At 57.7% G+C, this 14,703-nt stretch carries 9 protein-coding genes; 3 read left to right on the top strand and 6 right to left on the bottom strand.

The window, feature by feature from the left end; all coding sequences use genetic code 11:
* Window positions 1–4: 4 nt before the first annotated feature.
* Window positions 5–946: a glycosyltransferase family 2 protein gene (locus ACQGQ5_RS07945; protein ID WP_455735990.1), complete on the top strand. Its 942-nt coding sequence runs from the start codon at window positions 5–7 to the stop codon at window positions 944–946.
* 123 nt (window positions 947–1,069) lie between these two features.
* Here the strand turns inward: ACQGQ5_RS07945 and ACQGQ5_RS07940 are convergent, their stop codons facing one another.
* Window positions 1,070–1,318 (bottom strand): Smr/MutS family protein, encoded by a 249-nt coding sequence (locus ACQGQ5_RS07940; protein WP_275714496.1) that lies wholly within the window; start codon window positions 1,316–1,318, stop codon window positions 1,070–1,072.
* A gap of 222 nt (window positions 1,319–1,540) precedes the next feature.
* Here ACQGQ5_RS07940 and ACQGQ5_RS07935 point away from each other — a divergent pair, with 222 nt between their 5' ends.
* Window positions 1,541–2,716: a hypothetical protein gene (locus tag ACQGQ5_RS07935; protein ID WP_455735989.1), complete on the top strand. Its 1,176-nt coding sequence runs from the start codon at window positions 1,541–1,543 to the stop codon at window positions 2,714–2,716.
* A gap of 386 nt (window positions 2,717–3,102) precedes the next feature.
* On the opposite strand, the gene ACQGQ5_RS07930 is transcribed toward ACQGQ5_RS07935, so the two are convergent.
* The 5 genes from ACQGQ5_RS07930 to ACQGQ5_RS07910 form a co-directional block, all read right to left on the bottom strand.
* Window positions 3,103–4,227 (bottom strand): peptidylprolyl isomerase, encoded by a 1,125-nt coding sequence (locus tag ACQGQ5_RS07930; protein ID WP_455735988.1) that lies wholly within the window; start codon window positions 4,225–4,227, stop codon window positions 3,103–3,105.
* Window positions 4,228–4,421: 194 nt separating this feature from the next.
* Window positions 4,422–7,877, bottom strand: a complete 3,456-nt coding sequence (mfd, locus tag ACQGQ5_RS07925) for a transcription-repair coupling factor (RefSeq protein ID WP_455735987.1) — start codon at window positions 7,875–7,877, stop codon at window positions 4,422–4,424.
* A gap of 79 nt (window positions 7,878–7,956) precedes the next feature.
* A complete protein-coding gene (gene pth, locus ACQGQ5_RS07920; RefSeq protein WP_444658880.1) occupies window positions 7,957–8,568 on the bottom strand; it encodes an aminoacyl-tRNA hydrolase in 612 nt (203 codons plus the stop codon).
* A 1,142-nt stretch (window positions 8,569–9,710) separates the two neighbouring features.
* A complete protein-coding gene (locus ACQGQ5_RS07915; protein WP_455735986.1) occupies window positions 9,711–10,667 on the bottom strand; it encodes a ribose-phosphate diphosphokinase in 957 nt (318 codons plus the stop codon).
* A gap of 27 nt (window positions 10,668–10,694) precedes the next feature.
* Complete coding sequence (locus ACQGQ5_RS07910; RefSeq protein ID WP_455735985.1) at window positions 10,695–11,741, bottom strand: sugar phosphate nucleotidyltransferase; 1,047 nt, start codon at window positions 11,739–11,741, stop codon at window positions 10,695–10,697.
* Between the two features lie 295 nt (window positions 11,742–12,036).
* Here ACQGQ5_RS07910 and ppdK point away from each other — a divergent pair, with 295 nt between their 5' ends.
* Complete coding sequence (gene ppdK, locus ACQGQ5_RS07905) at window positions 12,037–14,673, top strand: pyruvate, phosphate dikinase (protein ID WP_455735984.1); 2,637 nt, start codon at window positions 12,037–12,039, stop codon at window positions 14,671–14,673.
* Window positions 14,674–14,703: the final 30 nt, after the last annotated feature.

Below are 14,703 nucleotides of genomic sequence, written 5' to 3'. Positions count from 1 at the left end.
AATTATGCCTACTGTATATTTGGTGATACCCTGCTATAACGAGGAAGAGGTTTTGCCGGAAACGGTGAAACGGCTGACAATCAAAATGAATTCCATGATCAAGGCCGGGCGCGCCGACGAAAAAAGCCGGATGCTCCTTGTGGACGACGGCAGCCGCGACCGCACCTGGGAACTGATCAGCGGGTACTGCGAAGAAAATACGCTGGTCAGCGGGATCAAGCTCGCGCACAACCGCGGCCACCAGAACGCGCTTCTGGCGGGGCTGATGACCGCGAAGGAGTACTGCGACTGCGCCATCAGCCTGGACGCCGACCTGCAGGACGACATTGAGGTGCTGGACCAGTTTGTGGACAAGTTTATGGAAGGCTGCGACGTGGTCTACGGAGTGCGCAACAAGCGCGAGACGGACACGGCTTTTAAGCGCACCACCGCGCAGGGCTTTTATAAATTCATGAAGGTGCTCGGGGTGGACGTCGTCTATAACCACGCGGATTACCGGCTGATGAGCCGCCGCGCGCTGGGCGCGCTGAGCGAATACAAAGAGGTCAACCTGTTTTTGCGCGGGATCGTGCCGCTTATCGGCTACCGGAGCGACTACGTGTACTACGACCGGAACGAGCGCTTTGCGGGCGAGTCGAAATATCCGCTGAAAAAAATGCTTTCCTTCGCGCTGGACGGTATCACGTCCTTCAGCGTAAAGCCGCTGAAAATGATCTCCACTCTGGGGATCATCCTGTCCCTGCTTAGCATTCTGGGCCTGATCTACGCGTTGGTTTCGTATTTTATGGGCCTTGCGGTCGCGGGCTGGACGGCGATCGTCTGCTCCATCTGGCTGCTCGGCGGCATCCAGCTGCTGTGCCTCGGCGTGGTGGGCGGCTACGTCGGCAAGATCTACAGCGAAGTCAAGGCAAGGCCGCGTTTCCGGATCGAGGAATTTAAAAAATAGCCCGGATTTTACGGAAAAAAGAAGAATTTGGCCGGTGAAAAAATTGCCCGGGAAGGGAACCGGCAATATTACCCGGGAAATTTTCAGGATATCAGAAAGCGGACAGGGTTTCCTGCCCGCTTGTTATTTTAAAAGGATGCGCGTTTCCCCGGGGTTCAGGCTGATGAGCTTGGCCGAAATGCGCGGATGCTTGAGCTGCTTGCGCACCATGTCGCGCAGCACCTGGCCGCTGTTGTAGCCGTGAATGACGCGGATTTCCGAAATGCTTTTGTCCGCGCGGGTCAAAAGCTGCTCCAGGCCGCGTTTGGCCTCGCCGGCGGTCATGCCGTGAATATCCACTTCCAGTACGCTGCCGTGTTTTGTCTGACGCATTGCTTTCCCCAACCCGCTTTTCTTATGGAATCGTCTTTACGGCTATTATACCACAGCCGCGGCGCGCCGTTGTGGCGTATTTGTAAATTGGCGAACGGGTATCCTCATCGCGTGCGATTATGATCCCATCAATTTGAAAAAAGGAAGCGCCTGAAATGTCAAAAACAGGGATGGACGATCGGGCCCTTTATGCTATAATAAAGAGAACGGGAGGGATTCGGAGTGAAGGTTGTCGATCTGAGAAACGTCTTTGCAAGCTGTAACGACGTGTTGATTGAAATCAGCGATCAATTCATTTATTATGCGGAAGAGAAGAGAGAGGAAGGCCACAACAACCTCTTTATTCTGGAATATAACCGCGTCACGCGCCGTGAGCGGATCATCGCGAACTATTTTCTGAGCAATCCGGCTTTCGTACAGCATTTTTTCAGCTTTCCGGAGGACATTATCGTCGTGATGGAAAGCGGGGAAAGCGAGGCGTGGATTTTACGGATCGACAAGCGCACGGGCGCGGAACGGAACATGGCCACGCTGAACTTTATCGGCGGGTTTTCGGACTGCACCGCTCTGGACGAAAGCCACCTGATGATTTACACAAAGGAGAACGCGCGGCACCGGGCGCTGTTTGAGGACTACAAAAAGCTGACCGGTTTTGAAAAAGTGGCGTATCTTTACGATATTGACGACGAAAAGTACTATTATGTGCGCGACCCGCGCGTCTGTACCGCGGACAGCGCCGGACTGATTCCCTACGAGGCGGACGGGCAGAGACAGCTTCTGGTTTTGCAGCCGCACGGCGACGAGGCGGAAAAGGAGCATTGCTACCGGAACATCCGCTGGCTGGGCGACAATATCAACGACAACGTCTGGCTTTGCCCGCTGTTCGACTTTATTGTCGCCGTCAAGACCGGGGAGGAGCGCGCCCCGCTGGAGCTGATCCTGAGCGCGGGAACCCCGGGGCTGGTGCGCTTTGCCGGCATGGACGGCGGCAGCCTGTATTTCCGGATCAAGTATTTTCCGACCGGCGACCAGAGAATCTGCGCTTACGACAAGACGACGGGGAAAAAGTCGATTGTGGCGGAGCTGAACCTGAAGGAGGACGAGGCCCCCGCCATGTTCAGCATCGACGGCAACGGCGCGCGGGTCTACCGGATCGCGGAGGAAGAGGACGGTTACCGGGTGGACGGCGTGCTGAATTCCGAAATCCACACGCGGTACAGCAAGGAGCTGGGGGAGTTTTTCGCCTGTGTGGACGACCGGTTTATCCTGGCCCGCTATGTTCTTGCGGACGAGAAGGATTCCTTTGAGTTCAATTCGGTATTTGACGCGCAGACGGGGACCCAGAAAAGCTATGAGTGCAGCTGCGCCGTACAGGGCGGCACCGTGGTGCTGTACTGACGGGCTAACTCCTTGCCTCCCTCTTTGAGGGAGGTGTCGCGCTTGGCGCGACGGAAGGAGTCTCCCCGGGAGTTCCTCTTTTGATTCAATAGGTAGCTATCTGCGAGCATCGCCGCAAGTAAGAGTTGATCGTCAGCTTCGCCCTCAGGCCGGGCGGGCCCCTACTTTCGCTCTTGTCCGAAAGTAGGCAAAGGACGCGCAGGGGGATTTTGAATTCCCGGCGGGAGGGTTCCATAAAATCCCCCTGCACCCCCGGGGTATCCCCAAAATGTCTCTATGTGGCACGGTACCTTCATGGTTTTCATTGACGGTAAAGACGGTAGATATAGAAAAGAAAAGGGCGCGGACAGAAGCTTCTGTCCGCGCCCTTAATTTGTTTTAGCTGTTTATTTGGACGACGCGGCGCTTGCCGCTGAGGCGGCCGCCGAAGAGGCCGGAGCGGAGGATGCCGCAGCCGCGGAGGAGGTCTTGGTCTCAAACATGGAAGGCTTATAGGAATCGATCGCCTTCTGGTTCAGGGTAACGTTGGTGTACGCCGCCGCTTCCTTTTCGATTTCGTCGGAGTATTCCTGACCCTTCAGCTGGGCCAGAATGGAGCTGCGGGTGCTTTCGGTACCGAGCTGCCCGGCGGTTTTCTTGGTGACGTCGTTCTTCATCGCGACCAGATAGGTGCCGGAGATTTCCGCCGCCTTGACCTCGCCCGGCTTCATGGAAGAGAAGAGGGAAAGGAAATCCGCCGGGAAACCGGAGCTGCTGTCCAGGATCTCGGTGCCGGACTGAAGCTGGTCGGTCGTCTGCTTGGAGGAGACTTTATAGGCGTCGGCAGCCTGCTGCATGGTCATTTTTCCGGCCTTGATGTCCGCCGCGTAGCCGTTGAACTCTTTTTCCAGCGCGGCCTGCTCGGTTTCCGTGATCATCACCGTGCTGCCGTTGGCGTCGGTGCTGTAAAGCGGCTTGAGGAAATAGGAAAAGTCGGTGTAGTTCTTCTCGAAATAGGCTTTCAGGTCGGCATCGGAAACTTCTTTTTTGCCGCCTTTGCCGTAGAGAGCCGTAAACACCTTCTGGTATTTGGTGTAATAATCCGAATACACAAGATTGAACGAACTCTTTGAGATGCCGTATTTTTCAAGGGTGGAGCTTGCCTGCGCCCACTGGGAATCCGTGCTGGAGCTGATGGACTTCGTCTCGTCCGCGGTCAGGGAAAGGCCGAGCTCCTTCATTTTATCGTTCATCACAAAGAGCATCTTTGTGGAATTCAGCGCTTTTTCCTTGATATAGGCTTCCGAGTCCTTGCCGTCGATCTTCTGTTCCAGAAGCGGCTTCGACGTGTCCGTCGCCAGGGATTGCGCACTCTGGTAAGCATAATACAGATTATAGATATATGCCCCGATGGGAGCGGTCAGGCTGTCGTTTTTCATCGCCCAGCTTTTGTCGCTTTTACACGCGGTCGTACCCGCTATCATGGCGACGGCCAGCACTGCGGCGACCACCTTTTTCGACTTCTTTAACATAACTACCTCCATGCGCTTGTGCGCAGCCAAATTTGAACAGGTGCCGGGCCTCGTCTGTCAACAAGACCTGATTCAAGTTTCACCAGATTATTATACTCTTATCCGTCCGGCTTGTCCAGTGCGCCGCCCACCGATTTTGTGAAGGTTGTGTGAAACCTCGGTGGAAAACCGGTGAGTTTTTGCGCGGTATGACGTTATTCCCGGATCGTGTTGAGAATTTCGGTCAGGGTGTCCAGCGGGGTGGCGCCCGGAAGGATTTTGACGCTGATGTACGGTTTCGCTCCGGCGTTCAGCATCACGCGGGAACGCATGGAGGAAATGAGGGAACCGACCTGCTTCATGTCGATGTTTGTCTTATAAAGGAGCAGAACGTCGTTCTGCTGCTTGATCTCATAAATGCCCAGCTGGGAGGCGAGGTTGCGCAGAAGCGCGACCTCGATCAGGCCGTTTACGCTCTCCGGCGGGTCGCCGAAGCGGTCGATCAGCTCGTCGGTCACGTCGAGCGCGTCCTCGCGGGTGCGGATGTCCGCGATGCGGCGGTAAATCTCCAGCCGCTGGCTGAGGTTGGAAATGTAGCCTTCCGGGATATGCGCCTGAATCTGCATATCCACCAGGCATTCCCGGTCGTACTCGGGCGGGGCTTCGCCCTTCTCGCGGCTGATCGCCTCCGCCAGCAGGTGCAGGTACATGTCGTAGCCGACGGCTTCCATATGGCCGTGCTGCTCGCCGCCCAGAATGTTCCCGGCGCCGCGGATTTCAAGGTCGCGCATCGCGATTTTGAAGCCGGAGCCGAATTCCGTGAACTCGCGGATGGCGGAAAGCCGCTTCTGGGCGATTTCCGTCAGCACCTTGTTGGGCGTAAAGGTCAGGTAAGCGTAGGCGCGGCGGCTGGACCGCCCCACGCGGCCCCGGATCTGATGAAGCTGGGAAAGGCCCATCCGGTCCGCGTTTTCGATGATCAGCGTGTTGGCGTTGGGCACGTCCACGCCGGTTTCAATGATCGTCGTGCAGACGAGCACGTCGATTTCGTGCTCGATCAGGCGGCGCCAGACCTCGGAAAGCTCCTGCTCGTTCATTTTGCCGTGGCCGAAGCCGATGCGCGCCTCCGGAATCTGCGCCTGCAGGCGGGCGGCGGTGCGCTCGATGGTGGCGACGTCGTTGTGCAGGTAGTAAACCTGCCCGCCGCGCCGCAGCTCGCGCCGGATGGCTTCGCTGATCAGGCCGCTGTCGTGCTCCAGCACGTAGGTCTGCACCGGGTGGCGGTCGTGCGGCGCCTCCTCGATCAGGCTCATGTCGCGGATGCCGGAGAGCGCCATGTTCAGCGTGCGCGGGATCGGCGTGGCCGAAAGGGTGAGGACGTCCACATTTTTGCACAGCGCCTTGAGCTTTTCCTTCTGCGCGACGCCGAAGCGCTGTTCCTCGTCGATGATGACCAGTCCCAGATCGCGGAATTTCACGTCCTTGGAAACAAGGCGGTGCGTGCCGACCACCATGTCGATCTCCCCGCGCTTCAGGCGCCGCAGGATCTCCTCCTGCTGCTTCGGCGTGCGGAAGCGGGAAAGCAGCTCGATCCGGACCGGGAAGCCCTCCATGCGCTTGGTGATGGTCTGGAAGTGCTGCCACGCGAGGATGGTGGTGGGCACGAGCATGGCGCACTGTTTGGAATCCGTAACGCACTTGAACGCGGCGCGCAGGGCGACCTCCGTTTTCCCGAAGCCCACGTCCCCGCACAGAAGCCGGTCCATGGGGGCTTCCCGCTCCATATCGCTCTTGATCTCGTCGATACAGCGGAGCTGGGCCTCCGTTTCGTCGTATTCAAAATGCGCTTCAAAATCGCGCTGCCACTCGTTGTCCTGCGGGAAGGCGTGTCCCTGTGCCTGCATGCGTTCGGCGTAGAGCTTCATCAGCTCCTTCGCCATATCCTTGACCGCCGCGCGGACCCTCGCCTTGGCCTTCTGCCATTCCACGCCGCCCAGGCGGTGCAGCTTGACGGTCGCGTCCTCGCGCGGGCCGATGTATTTGGAAACCATGTCCAGCTGGGTGACAGGAACGTACAGGGTGTCGTTTTTGGCGTACCGCAGCTTGATATAATCCTTGACAATGCCGTGCATGTCGAGCTTGTGGATGCCCTCGAACACGCCGATACCGTGGGACGCATGCACCACGTAGTCGCCGGGGGTCAGCTCCGCAAGGCTGTAGATTTCCTGACTGTTCTTGCTGCGCCTGGCCTTTTTGGCGGGCGCGGTGATCAGGCGGCCGTGGGTGATCAGGCCGAAAAACGCGCCGGGGTATTCCAGCCCGGCGGAAAGCGCCCCGGTGGTGACCACAACGGTCCCGCGCTGGACGGTTTCCGGGTTTTCCACGTAACCCGCGGGCAGCCCGGCCGCCTGCAGGTCGGCGGCGGTGGTCCGCGCGCTGCGCTCGCTTCCGGCGAGCACCACACAGGCCCATCTGGTCGCCATCATGTTCTGCACGTCTTCGCTCAGAAGCTGGGTGCTGCCGCCCCAGACGGAAAGCTGCCGCGCGGTCATCCCGATCAGGGTGCGCACCGGCGTTTCGTAGCTGCCGCGCACAAAGGTGTCCAGATAGATCGCCCCGCGCCGCTCGCACAGCTCGAGCGCGTACGGCCAGTCCCCGCTGAAGGTGTCCAGTCCGCGGCAGAGCGTGCCTTCCTGCAGAAGGTCCCTGACATCCTCGCCCCACTGCCAAAGCGTGCTGCGCATCCGCTCCTTGGACTTGACCGGCTCGCTGACGAAAAGCAGGGTGTCGGGCTCCATATAGTCGAACAGGGTCGCCGCGGCGCCGTACAGCAGGGAGATATATTTATCCGCGCATCCGATGCGGACGCCGTTTTCCAGCTTTTCCGCCTGCTCCGTCAGAACGGCTTTGGCGGCGGGCGCCGTCTTTCCGCGCAGGGTGGACGCGTGTTTTATGATCTTGTCCGCGAGAAGCCCCGGGTTGTCGATCAGCGCCTCCACCGCGGGGGCGATGACGAGCTGCTCCGCGGTTTCCGTGCGGCGCTGGGTTTCGAGGTCGAACAGGGAAATCGTGTCGATTTCGTCGCCCCAGAACTCCACGCGCGCCGGGCTGGGCGCGTCCGGGGTATAAATGTCCAGGATGCCGCCGCGCTGGGAGAACTGGCCTGTGCCGTCCACCTGAACGGCGCGCTCGTACCCGCAGGCGGTCAGGGCGGCAAGCACCCGCTCCATGGAGACGGTATCGCCCGCCTTCAGCGTCACGGTGCGTTTTTTCAGCTCGGCGGGGGGGATGGTGTACTGAAGCGCCGCGTCCATACAGCAGACGACCGCGTCGCACGCGCCGTTCAGCGTCTGCTCCAGCACCTGCAGGCGCTGATGCTCGTACTCGTGGCTGCTGCCCGCGGTGTCGCGGAAATTGAAGTCGCGCACGGGGTAAAACAGCGGCCTCATGCCCATGGCGGCAAGGTCGTCGCACAGGCGCTGGGCTTCGTTTTCGTCACCGGCAACAACAAAAGCCCTGCGTTTTGATTTTACGCAGAGCGAGTAAATGATATTTGCTTTATGGATTCCGGAAAGCCCGGTGACCGCCGCCGGCAGCGCAGAGGTTTTGACGGCGGCTTCAAGCTCCTGAAACTCCTTGAGGCCGCTGATGGCGTTGGTGAGAAATTTCATGAAATCTCCCTTATTCTGAAGGAATCGGAAAAATCGCGCTTTTCCATTCTTTTCCTTGCTTCTCTATTATATGCGTTCGTTAGGAATTATATTTGTTCATCGCTTCGGCGGCGTCTCCCCGCACCATCAGCTCCACGGAGGAGCTGGCGTGGCCGATCGCCTCGTACAGCGCCTTTCTGTCCGCTTCCGTCAATTTGGAAAGCACCCAGTCGGCAAGATCCCACTGGGGGTTCGGCTTTGCGCCCGTGCCGAGCTTGATGCGCGGGAAGCGGTCGCTCCCGCTCAGGTAGATGATGTTTTTCATGCCGTTCTGGCCGCCGTCGCTGCCCTTCATGCGGATGCGCATACGGCCCGGCTCCAGCGAAACGTCGTCGAAAAGGACGATCACCTTTTCCGGGGGCAGCTTGTAAAAGGCCATGGCCTCGGTGACGCTCTGCCCGCTCAGGTTCATATAGGTGGAGGGCTTGAGCAGAAGCACCTTTTTCCCGCCGATCACGGCGGTGCCGGTCAGCCCCTTGAACCGGACGCGGTCGACCCGCGCCCCGGCCTTCTCCGCAATATAGTCGAGCGCCATAAAGCCCGCGTTGTGGCGCGTGCCCTCGTATTTGCCGCCGGGGTTGCCCAGACCGGCGACAATGTATTCGACCGGACCGGCCGGCTCGGCGCTTCTTGCAAAGATGTTTTTAAACATGTTCCGTAACCTCGATCTGATATTGGGACAGGGACCTGTCCCAGAGACTCCGCATTTCCTCCCATTGGTTTTCATTAGAGCATCGCCGCAAACAAGAGTTAATCTTTAGCTATGCCCTCAGGCCGGGCAGGCCCCTACTTTCGGTTCTTGCCCGAAAGTAGGCAAAGTGCGCGCAGGGGGATTTTGAATTCCCGGCGGGAGGGTTCCATAAAATCCCCCTGCACCCCCGGGGTATCCCCAAAGTACCTTTGTGTGGCACGATACTGTTATGGTTTTCATTGACGGGGGATACGGGAAAGCAAGGGCTGCCACAAAGCGGCTGGAATGCTATCAGCCTGAGAAAGCCGGGCCTCTCCCATCGATTTCCATAATCTTCCGTTATTTTACAATTTCTATTGCACTGAGGGAAGAAACGCGCTATAATCGGTTTGTAAGGCACAATAAAAAGTGCAGAGCAGGAACGGGGTGCACCACCACCCCGCCCCCTGCATACGGAGTCGCACCTCCATACGCAACCGAATAATCGGCGCACTGCGGATATTATTATACCGCCTCTTTGCAGTTTTGTACAGGGGTGATTTGTATCCGCCGCACCTGACGGCGTTGTATATGGATGAAGTCATCCGTGTACGGCGTTTTTTTGTGCCCTGCCGCAGGAAGGCCGGCGGCGAGAGTCCCCCATTTTGGCTTTTCCCCGCCGGTCCTTCTTGTGTTAAATTTTAAAATGAATACAACTCGGCCCCGTTTTTGAGGGGCCGCCACTTGGTGGGGAGTTTAACATATGCTTGGCCGGGGGGATTCCCTCAGTCCCCCCGGAACCATGCGGACCATGCGGTCGGCAGTCGCCTACGGCGATGCTCCCAGACAGTTGCATGTTGAATCGGTCTCGGAGCACTCCGAAACAAATCCCTCTTTGAGGGAGCTGGCAGACGGAGCCTGACTGAGGGAGTCAGATCAATCCGACTGAAAAGATTACAACTCGGCCCCGATTTCTGAAGGGGCCGCCACTATGGTGGGGGAGTTTAACATATGCCGGGGGAGGCCGTCCCTCCCTCCGGTACCCCGCCCGATACGGAGCAGGGGGAAAGCAATATGGCGGGATAGATCACTCTACCCCACCCGATATTGCTTTTTTTTATTTATCAGACAAACATGGGAGAAACGGGCTTGTCTTCGTAAATCCTCTCGATTGCCTCCGCGAACAGCGGGGCGACGGGCAGGATCGTAAAGTTGTCCAGAAGCTTTTCGGGGGCGAGGGGAATGGTGTCGAGCAGGACGAGCTCCTTGATGGGGCTTTCCTGAATCCGCTCGATGGCCGGGCCGGAAAGAACCGCGTGGGTCGCGCAGGCGTTGACCTCCTTCGCGCCCTTTTCCATGATGGCGCTGGCCGCGTTGCAGAGGGTCCCGGCGGTGTCGATCATATCGTCGACGAGCACCACCTTTTTGCCCTTTACGTCGCCGATGATGTTCATGACCTCGCACACGTTGGCCTTCTGGCGGCGCTTGTCCACGATCGCGAGCGGGCAGCCGATGCGGGCGGCGAAATTGCGCGCGCGGGTAACGGAGCCCAGGTCGGGGGATACGATCACGTAATCGTCGGTTTCGTCGCCGATGCGCTCTTTCAGGAAAGAGGAGAGGATCGGCGCGCCGAGCAGATGATCCACAGGGATATTGAAGAAGCCCTGAATCTGGGGCGCGTGAAGATCCATGGTCAGCACGCGGTCGGCGCCGGCGGTGGTGATCAGGTCGGCGCAGAGCTTCGCCGAAATCGGGTCGCGGGCTTTTGCCTTGCGGTCCTGACGGGCGTAGCCGAAGTACGGCATGACGGCGGTGATGCGCGCCGCGGAAGCGCGTTTCATCGCGTCGATCATAATGAGCAGCTCCATCAGGTTGTTGTTGACCGGGGCGCAGGTCGACTGGACAATAAAGCAGTCGGAACCGCGGACCGATTCGAAAAGAGATAGGGAAATTTCACCGTCGCTGAAGGTGGAAACCTCGCTTTTGCCCATCGGAAGGCCCAGACACTCCGAAATCTGTTTTGCTACGCGCTGGTTGGCGTTGGCAGCAAAAATTTTGATATCCTTGCCATGAAAGTTCATTTGCATATCCCCCTGTATTCTGTTGACTCAAACTATATTCCGGTTGATGACCGAAAAAGGCGCAACGGCCTTGTTCGATGAAATCACGCTGTTTTCGCCCTGCACGGAAATCAGCTCCACACCGTCCCCGACCCGGCAGTCCGATAAAAAAGAATGCGGCCCCACAGTGCAGTTGCAGCCGATGACGGTTGCTCCGCGCAAAATGGTGCCGGGTAAGATGCAGGTATCGCTGCCGATGACCACGTCCGGACCGATCATCACGCCGTCGCGGCACGGAATTTCCACTCCGTTGCGCATATGCCGGGAGAGAATTTCGTCGCGGGCGACGGAGTTCAGCGCGTTGAGCTGCAGGCAGTCGTTCGCGCCCAGCACGGCGTTTGCGTCGCTGGTGGTGTGGGCTCCGGCGTTTTTGCCGTTTTCAATCAGCAGTTTGACCGCGTCGGTCAGATAATATTCACCCTGCGCATTGTTGTTCCGGATTCTGGAAAGAATATCCAGAAGGTCGTCCACGCGGAACCAGTATGCGCCGGAGTTGATTTCACAGATGGAAAGGGTCGCGAAGTCCGCGTCCTTCTGTTCCACAATCGCGCTGATCAGGTGGGTTTCCGGGTCGCGCACAATGCGTCCGTACCCGGTGGGGTCGTCCAGAACGGCGGAAATGACGGTGACCGCGTTGCCGTTCTCAACGTGGTCCTTCAGCGCCTCGCCGATGACGGAGGAACCCACAAACGGCGCGTCTCCGTTTAAAATCAGGACGTTTTCCCCGCGGTGGCCGCGCAGAAAGCCCCCGGCCATCATGACGGCGTGGCCGGTGCCCTTGCGCTCGGGCTGAAGAACGTGGGAAATCGGGGCGAAGGCGCCGCTTTCGTTCAGAAGGGCAAGGTACCGCTCGACCTCCTCGTGCATATAGCCGGTGACTACACAGATACCGGAAACTCCCGCGCCGTGCGCGGAATCTATCACCCACTGCAGCATCGGCTTGAAAAGCACCGGTGAAAGCACTTTGGGGCGGTTGGATTTCATCCGTTTCCCCTCGCCGGCGGCAAGAATTACTGCACAGCATTCCTCTGGCATGTTGTTTCCTCCGTGATCATCTATAGCATTCGCGTTTGAGCATAAAAACACATTTTAGGTTATCTCTATTATCTCATAAGAATCAGAATTTTCAAGATATAAATCAACTTTTGAGGATGATTTGTGAAAGATACTCTGTTTTTACAAAATTTAATTTGAAATATCGGGCGGTTTTATAAAAAAACATATAGTAATTTCCAACTCTTTTTGCTATAATACATTTTGAGCGACTATTTACAAAATTACAAATTAATATAGCTCGTAAAAACCAACAATTTAATAGGAGGTACTGTTAATGAGCCACAAGTACGTTTACCTTTTCTCCGAAGGCAATGGCAAAATGAGAGAGCTTCTCGGGGGCAAAGGCGCCAACTTAGCCGAGATGACCGTTCTCGGGATGCCTGTTCCCCAGGGCTTTACGATTTCCACCGAAGCCTGTACGCAATACTATACGGACGGCCGTGAAATCAACGCCGATATTCAGGCTGAAATTTATGAATACCTCGCAAAAATGGAAAAGATCTGCGGCAAAAAGTTCGCCGATCCGGAAAACCCGCTGCTGGTTTCCGTACGTTCCGGCGCCCGCGCTTCCATGCCGGGTATGATGGACACCATCCTGAACCTCGGCCTTAACGACACCGTTGTGGAGGGCCTTGCAAAGCTGACGAACAGCCCGCGCTTTGCTTATGACTCTTACCGCCGCTTTGTGCAGATGTTCTCCGACGTTGTGATGGAGCTTTCCAAAACAGAGTTTGAAAAGATCATCGACGCCCAGAAAGCGAAGAAGGGCGTAAAGCAGGACGTAGAGCTGGACGCGGACGACATGAAAGAGCTCGTTCAGAAGTTCAAGGCTTTCTATAAGGAGCAGAAGGGCGAAGACTTCCCGACCGACCCGAAGGTTCAGCTGATGGAAGCCGTCAAGGCCGTATTCCGTTCCTGGGACAACCCCCGCGCGAACGTATACCGCCGTATGAACGAAATCCCCTACGACTGGGGCACCGCGGTCAACGTACAGGCGATGGTGTTCGGCAACTCCGGAGACAAGTCCGGCACGGGCGTCGCGTTTACCCGCAACCCGGCTACGGGCGAGAAGGCTCTCTTCGGCGAGTACCTCATTAACGCACAGGGCGAAGACGTTGTCGCCGGGATCCGCACCCCGCAGCCGATCAGCCACCTCCAGCAGGAAATGCCGGAAGTCTACAACCAGTTCGCAGAGATCGCAAACAACCTTGAAAAACATTATACCGATATGCAGGACATGGAGTTTACCATTGAAAACGGCAAGCTCTATATGCTCCAGACCAGAAACGGCAAGAGAACGGCGGCCGCCGCTCTGAAAGTAGCCGTCGACCTGGTTGACGAAGGCATGATCAACGAGGAAGAGGCCGTGCTGAGAGTAGAGCCGAAGCAGCTTGATTCCCTGCTCCACCCGCAGTTCGACGCTGCCGCCATTAAAAAGGCAAAGGCAATCGGCAAGGGCCTTGCGGCTTCCCCGGGCGCTGCCTGCGGCAGAGTCGTATTCTCCGCGGAGGACGCGAAGGAATGGCACGATAGGGGCGAGAAGATCGTTCTTGTCCGTCTGGAGACCTCTCCGGAAGACATCGAGGGCATGGCGGTCGCACAGGGCATCCTCACCGTACGCGGCGGCATGACCTCCCACGCGGCGGTTGTTGCGCGCGGCATGGGTACCTGCTGTGTATCCGGCTGCGGCGAAATCGTTGTCGATTATGACGCGAAGCAATTTACCCTCGCGGGCCAGACCGTGAAAGAGGGCGACTATATTTCCATCGACGGTTCCACCGGCAATATCTACGCACAAGCGATTCCGACTGCCGCCGCCAAAATTTCCGGCGACTTCGACCGCTTCATGAAGTGGGCCGACGCTGCCCGTAAGCTGGAAGTTTACACCAACGCCGACACGCCGAAGGACGCGAAACAGGGCCGTGATTTCGGCGCGCAGGGCATCGGCCTCTGCCGTACCGAGCACATGTTCTTTGAGGGCCAGCGCATCAAGGCGATGCGTGAAATGATCGTTGCCAAGACCACCGAAGAGCGCGAAAAGGCGCTTGTCAAGCTCACTCCGTTCCAGCAGGGCGACTTTGAGGGCATCTACGAAGTGATGGAAGGCCGTCCGGTCATCATCCGCTTCCTCGATCCGCCGCTCCACGAGTTCCTGCCGACCAAGGAAGAGGACATCAAGGAAATCGCCGGCGAGCTGAACATTACCGTCGCGGACCTGAAGAACGTCATTGCGAGCCTGCACGAGTTCAACCCGATGATGGGCCACCGCGGCTGCCGTCTTGCCGTTTCCTATCCGGAAATCGCCAGAATGCAGACGACGGCCGTCATCAACGCCGCCATCGCAGTCAATAAGAAACATCCTGAGTTCAAGACCGAGCCGCGCATCATGATTCCGCTGGTGGGCGAGCAGAAGGAGCTCAAGTTTGTAAAGGATATCGTTACGGAGACCGCCGATAAGATCATCAAGGAAGCCGGCGTATCCCTCCGGTACGAGGTCGGCACCATGATCGAGATTCCGCGCGCCGCCCTGACCGCGGACGATATTGCCAAGGAAGCGGAGTTCTTCAGCTTCGGCACCAACGACCTGACCCAGATGACCTTTGGTTTCAGCCGTGACGACGCCGGAAAGTTCCTGAACTACTACTATGAGAACAAGATTTACGAGTCCGATCCGTTTGCCCACCTTGACCAGAACGGCGTAGGCAAGCTGGTGAAGATGGCGGTTGAGCTTGGCCGCAAGACCAGACCCGAGATCCACCTCGGCATCTGCGGCGAGCACGGCGGCGACCCGACTTCCGTCGAGTTCTGCCACAATGTCGGCCTGAACTACGTATCCTGCTCGCCGTTCCGCGTGCCGATCGCACGTCTGGCCGCCGCGCAGGCCGCTGTAAAGGAAAAGAGAGCAAAATAAATTTCCGTACTTTGACAGACAATCCCCATG

Source organism: Caproiciproducens sp. (assembly GCF_053840905.1).
The sequence above is the reverse complement of the archived record's forward strand: the minus strand, read 5'-3'. Positions and strand labels throughout refer to the sequence as shown.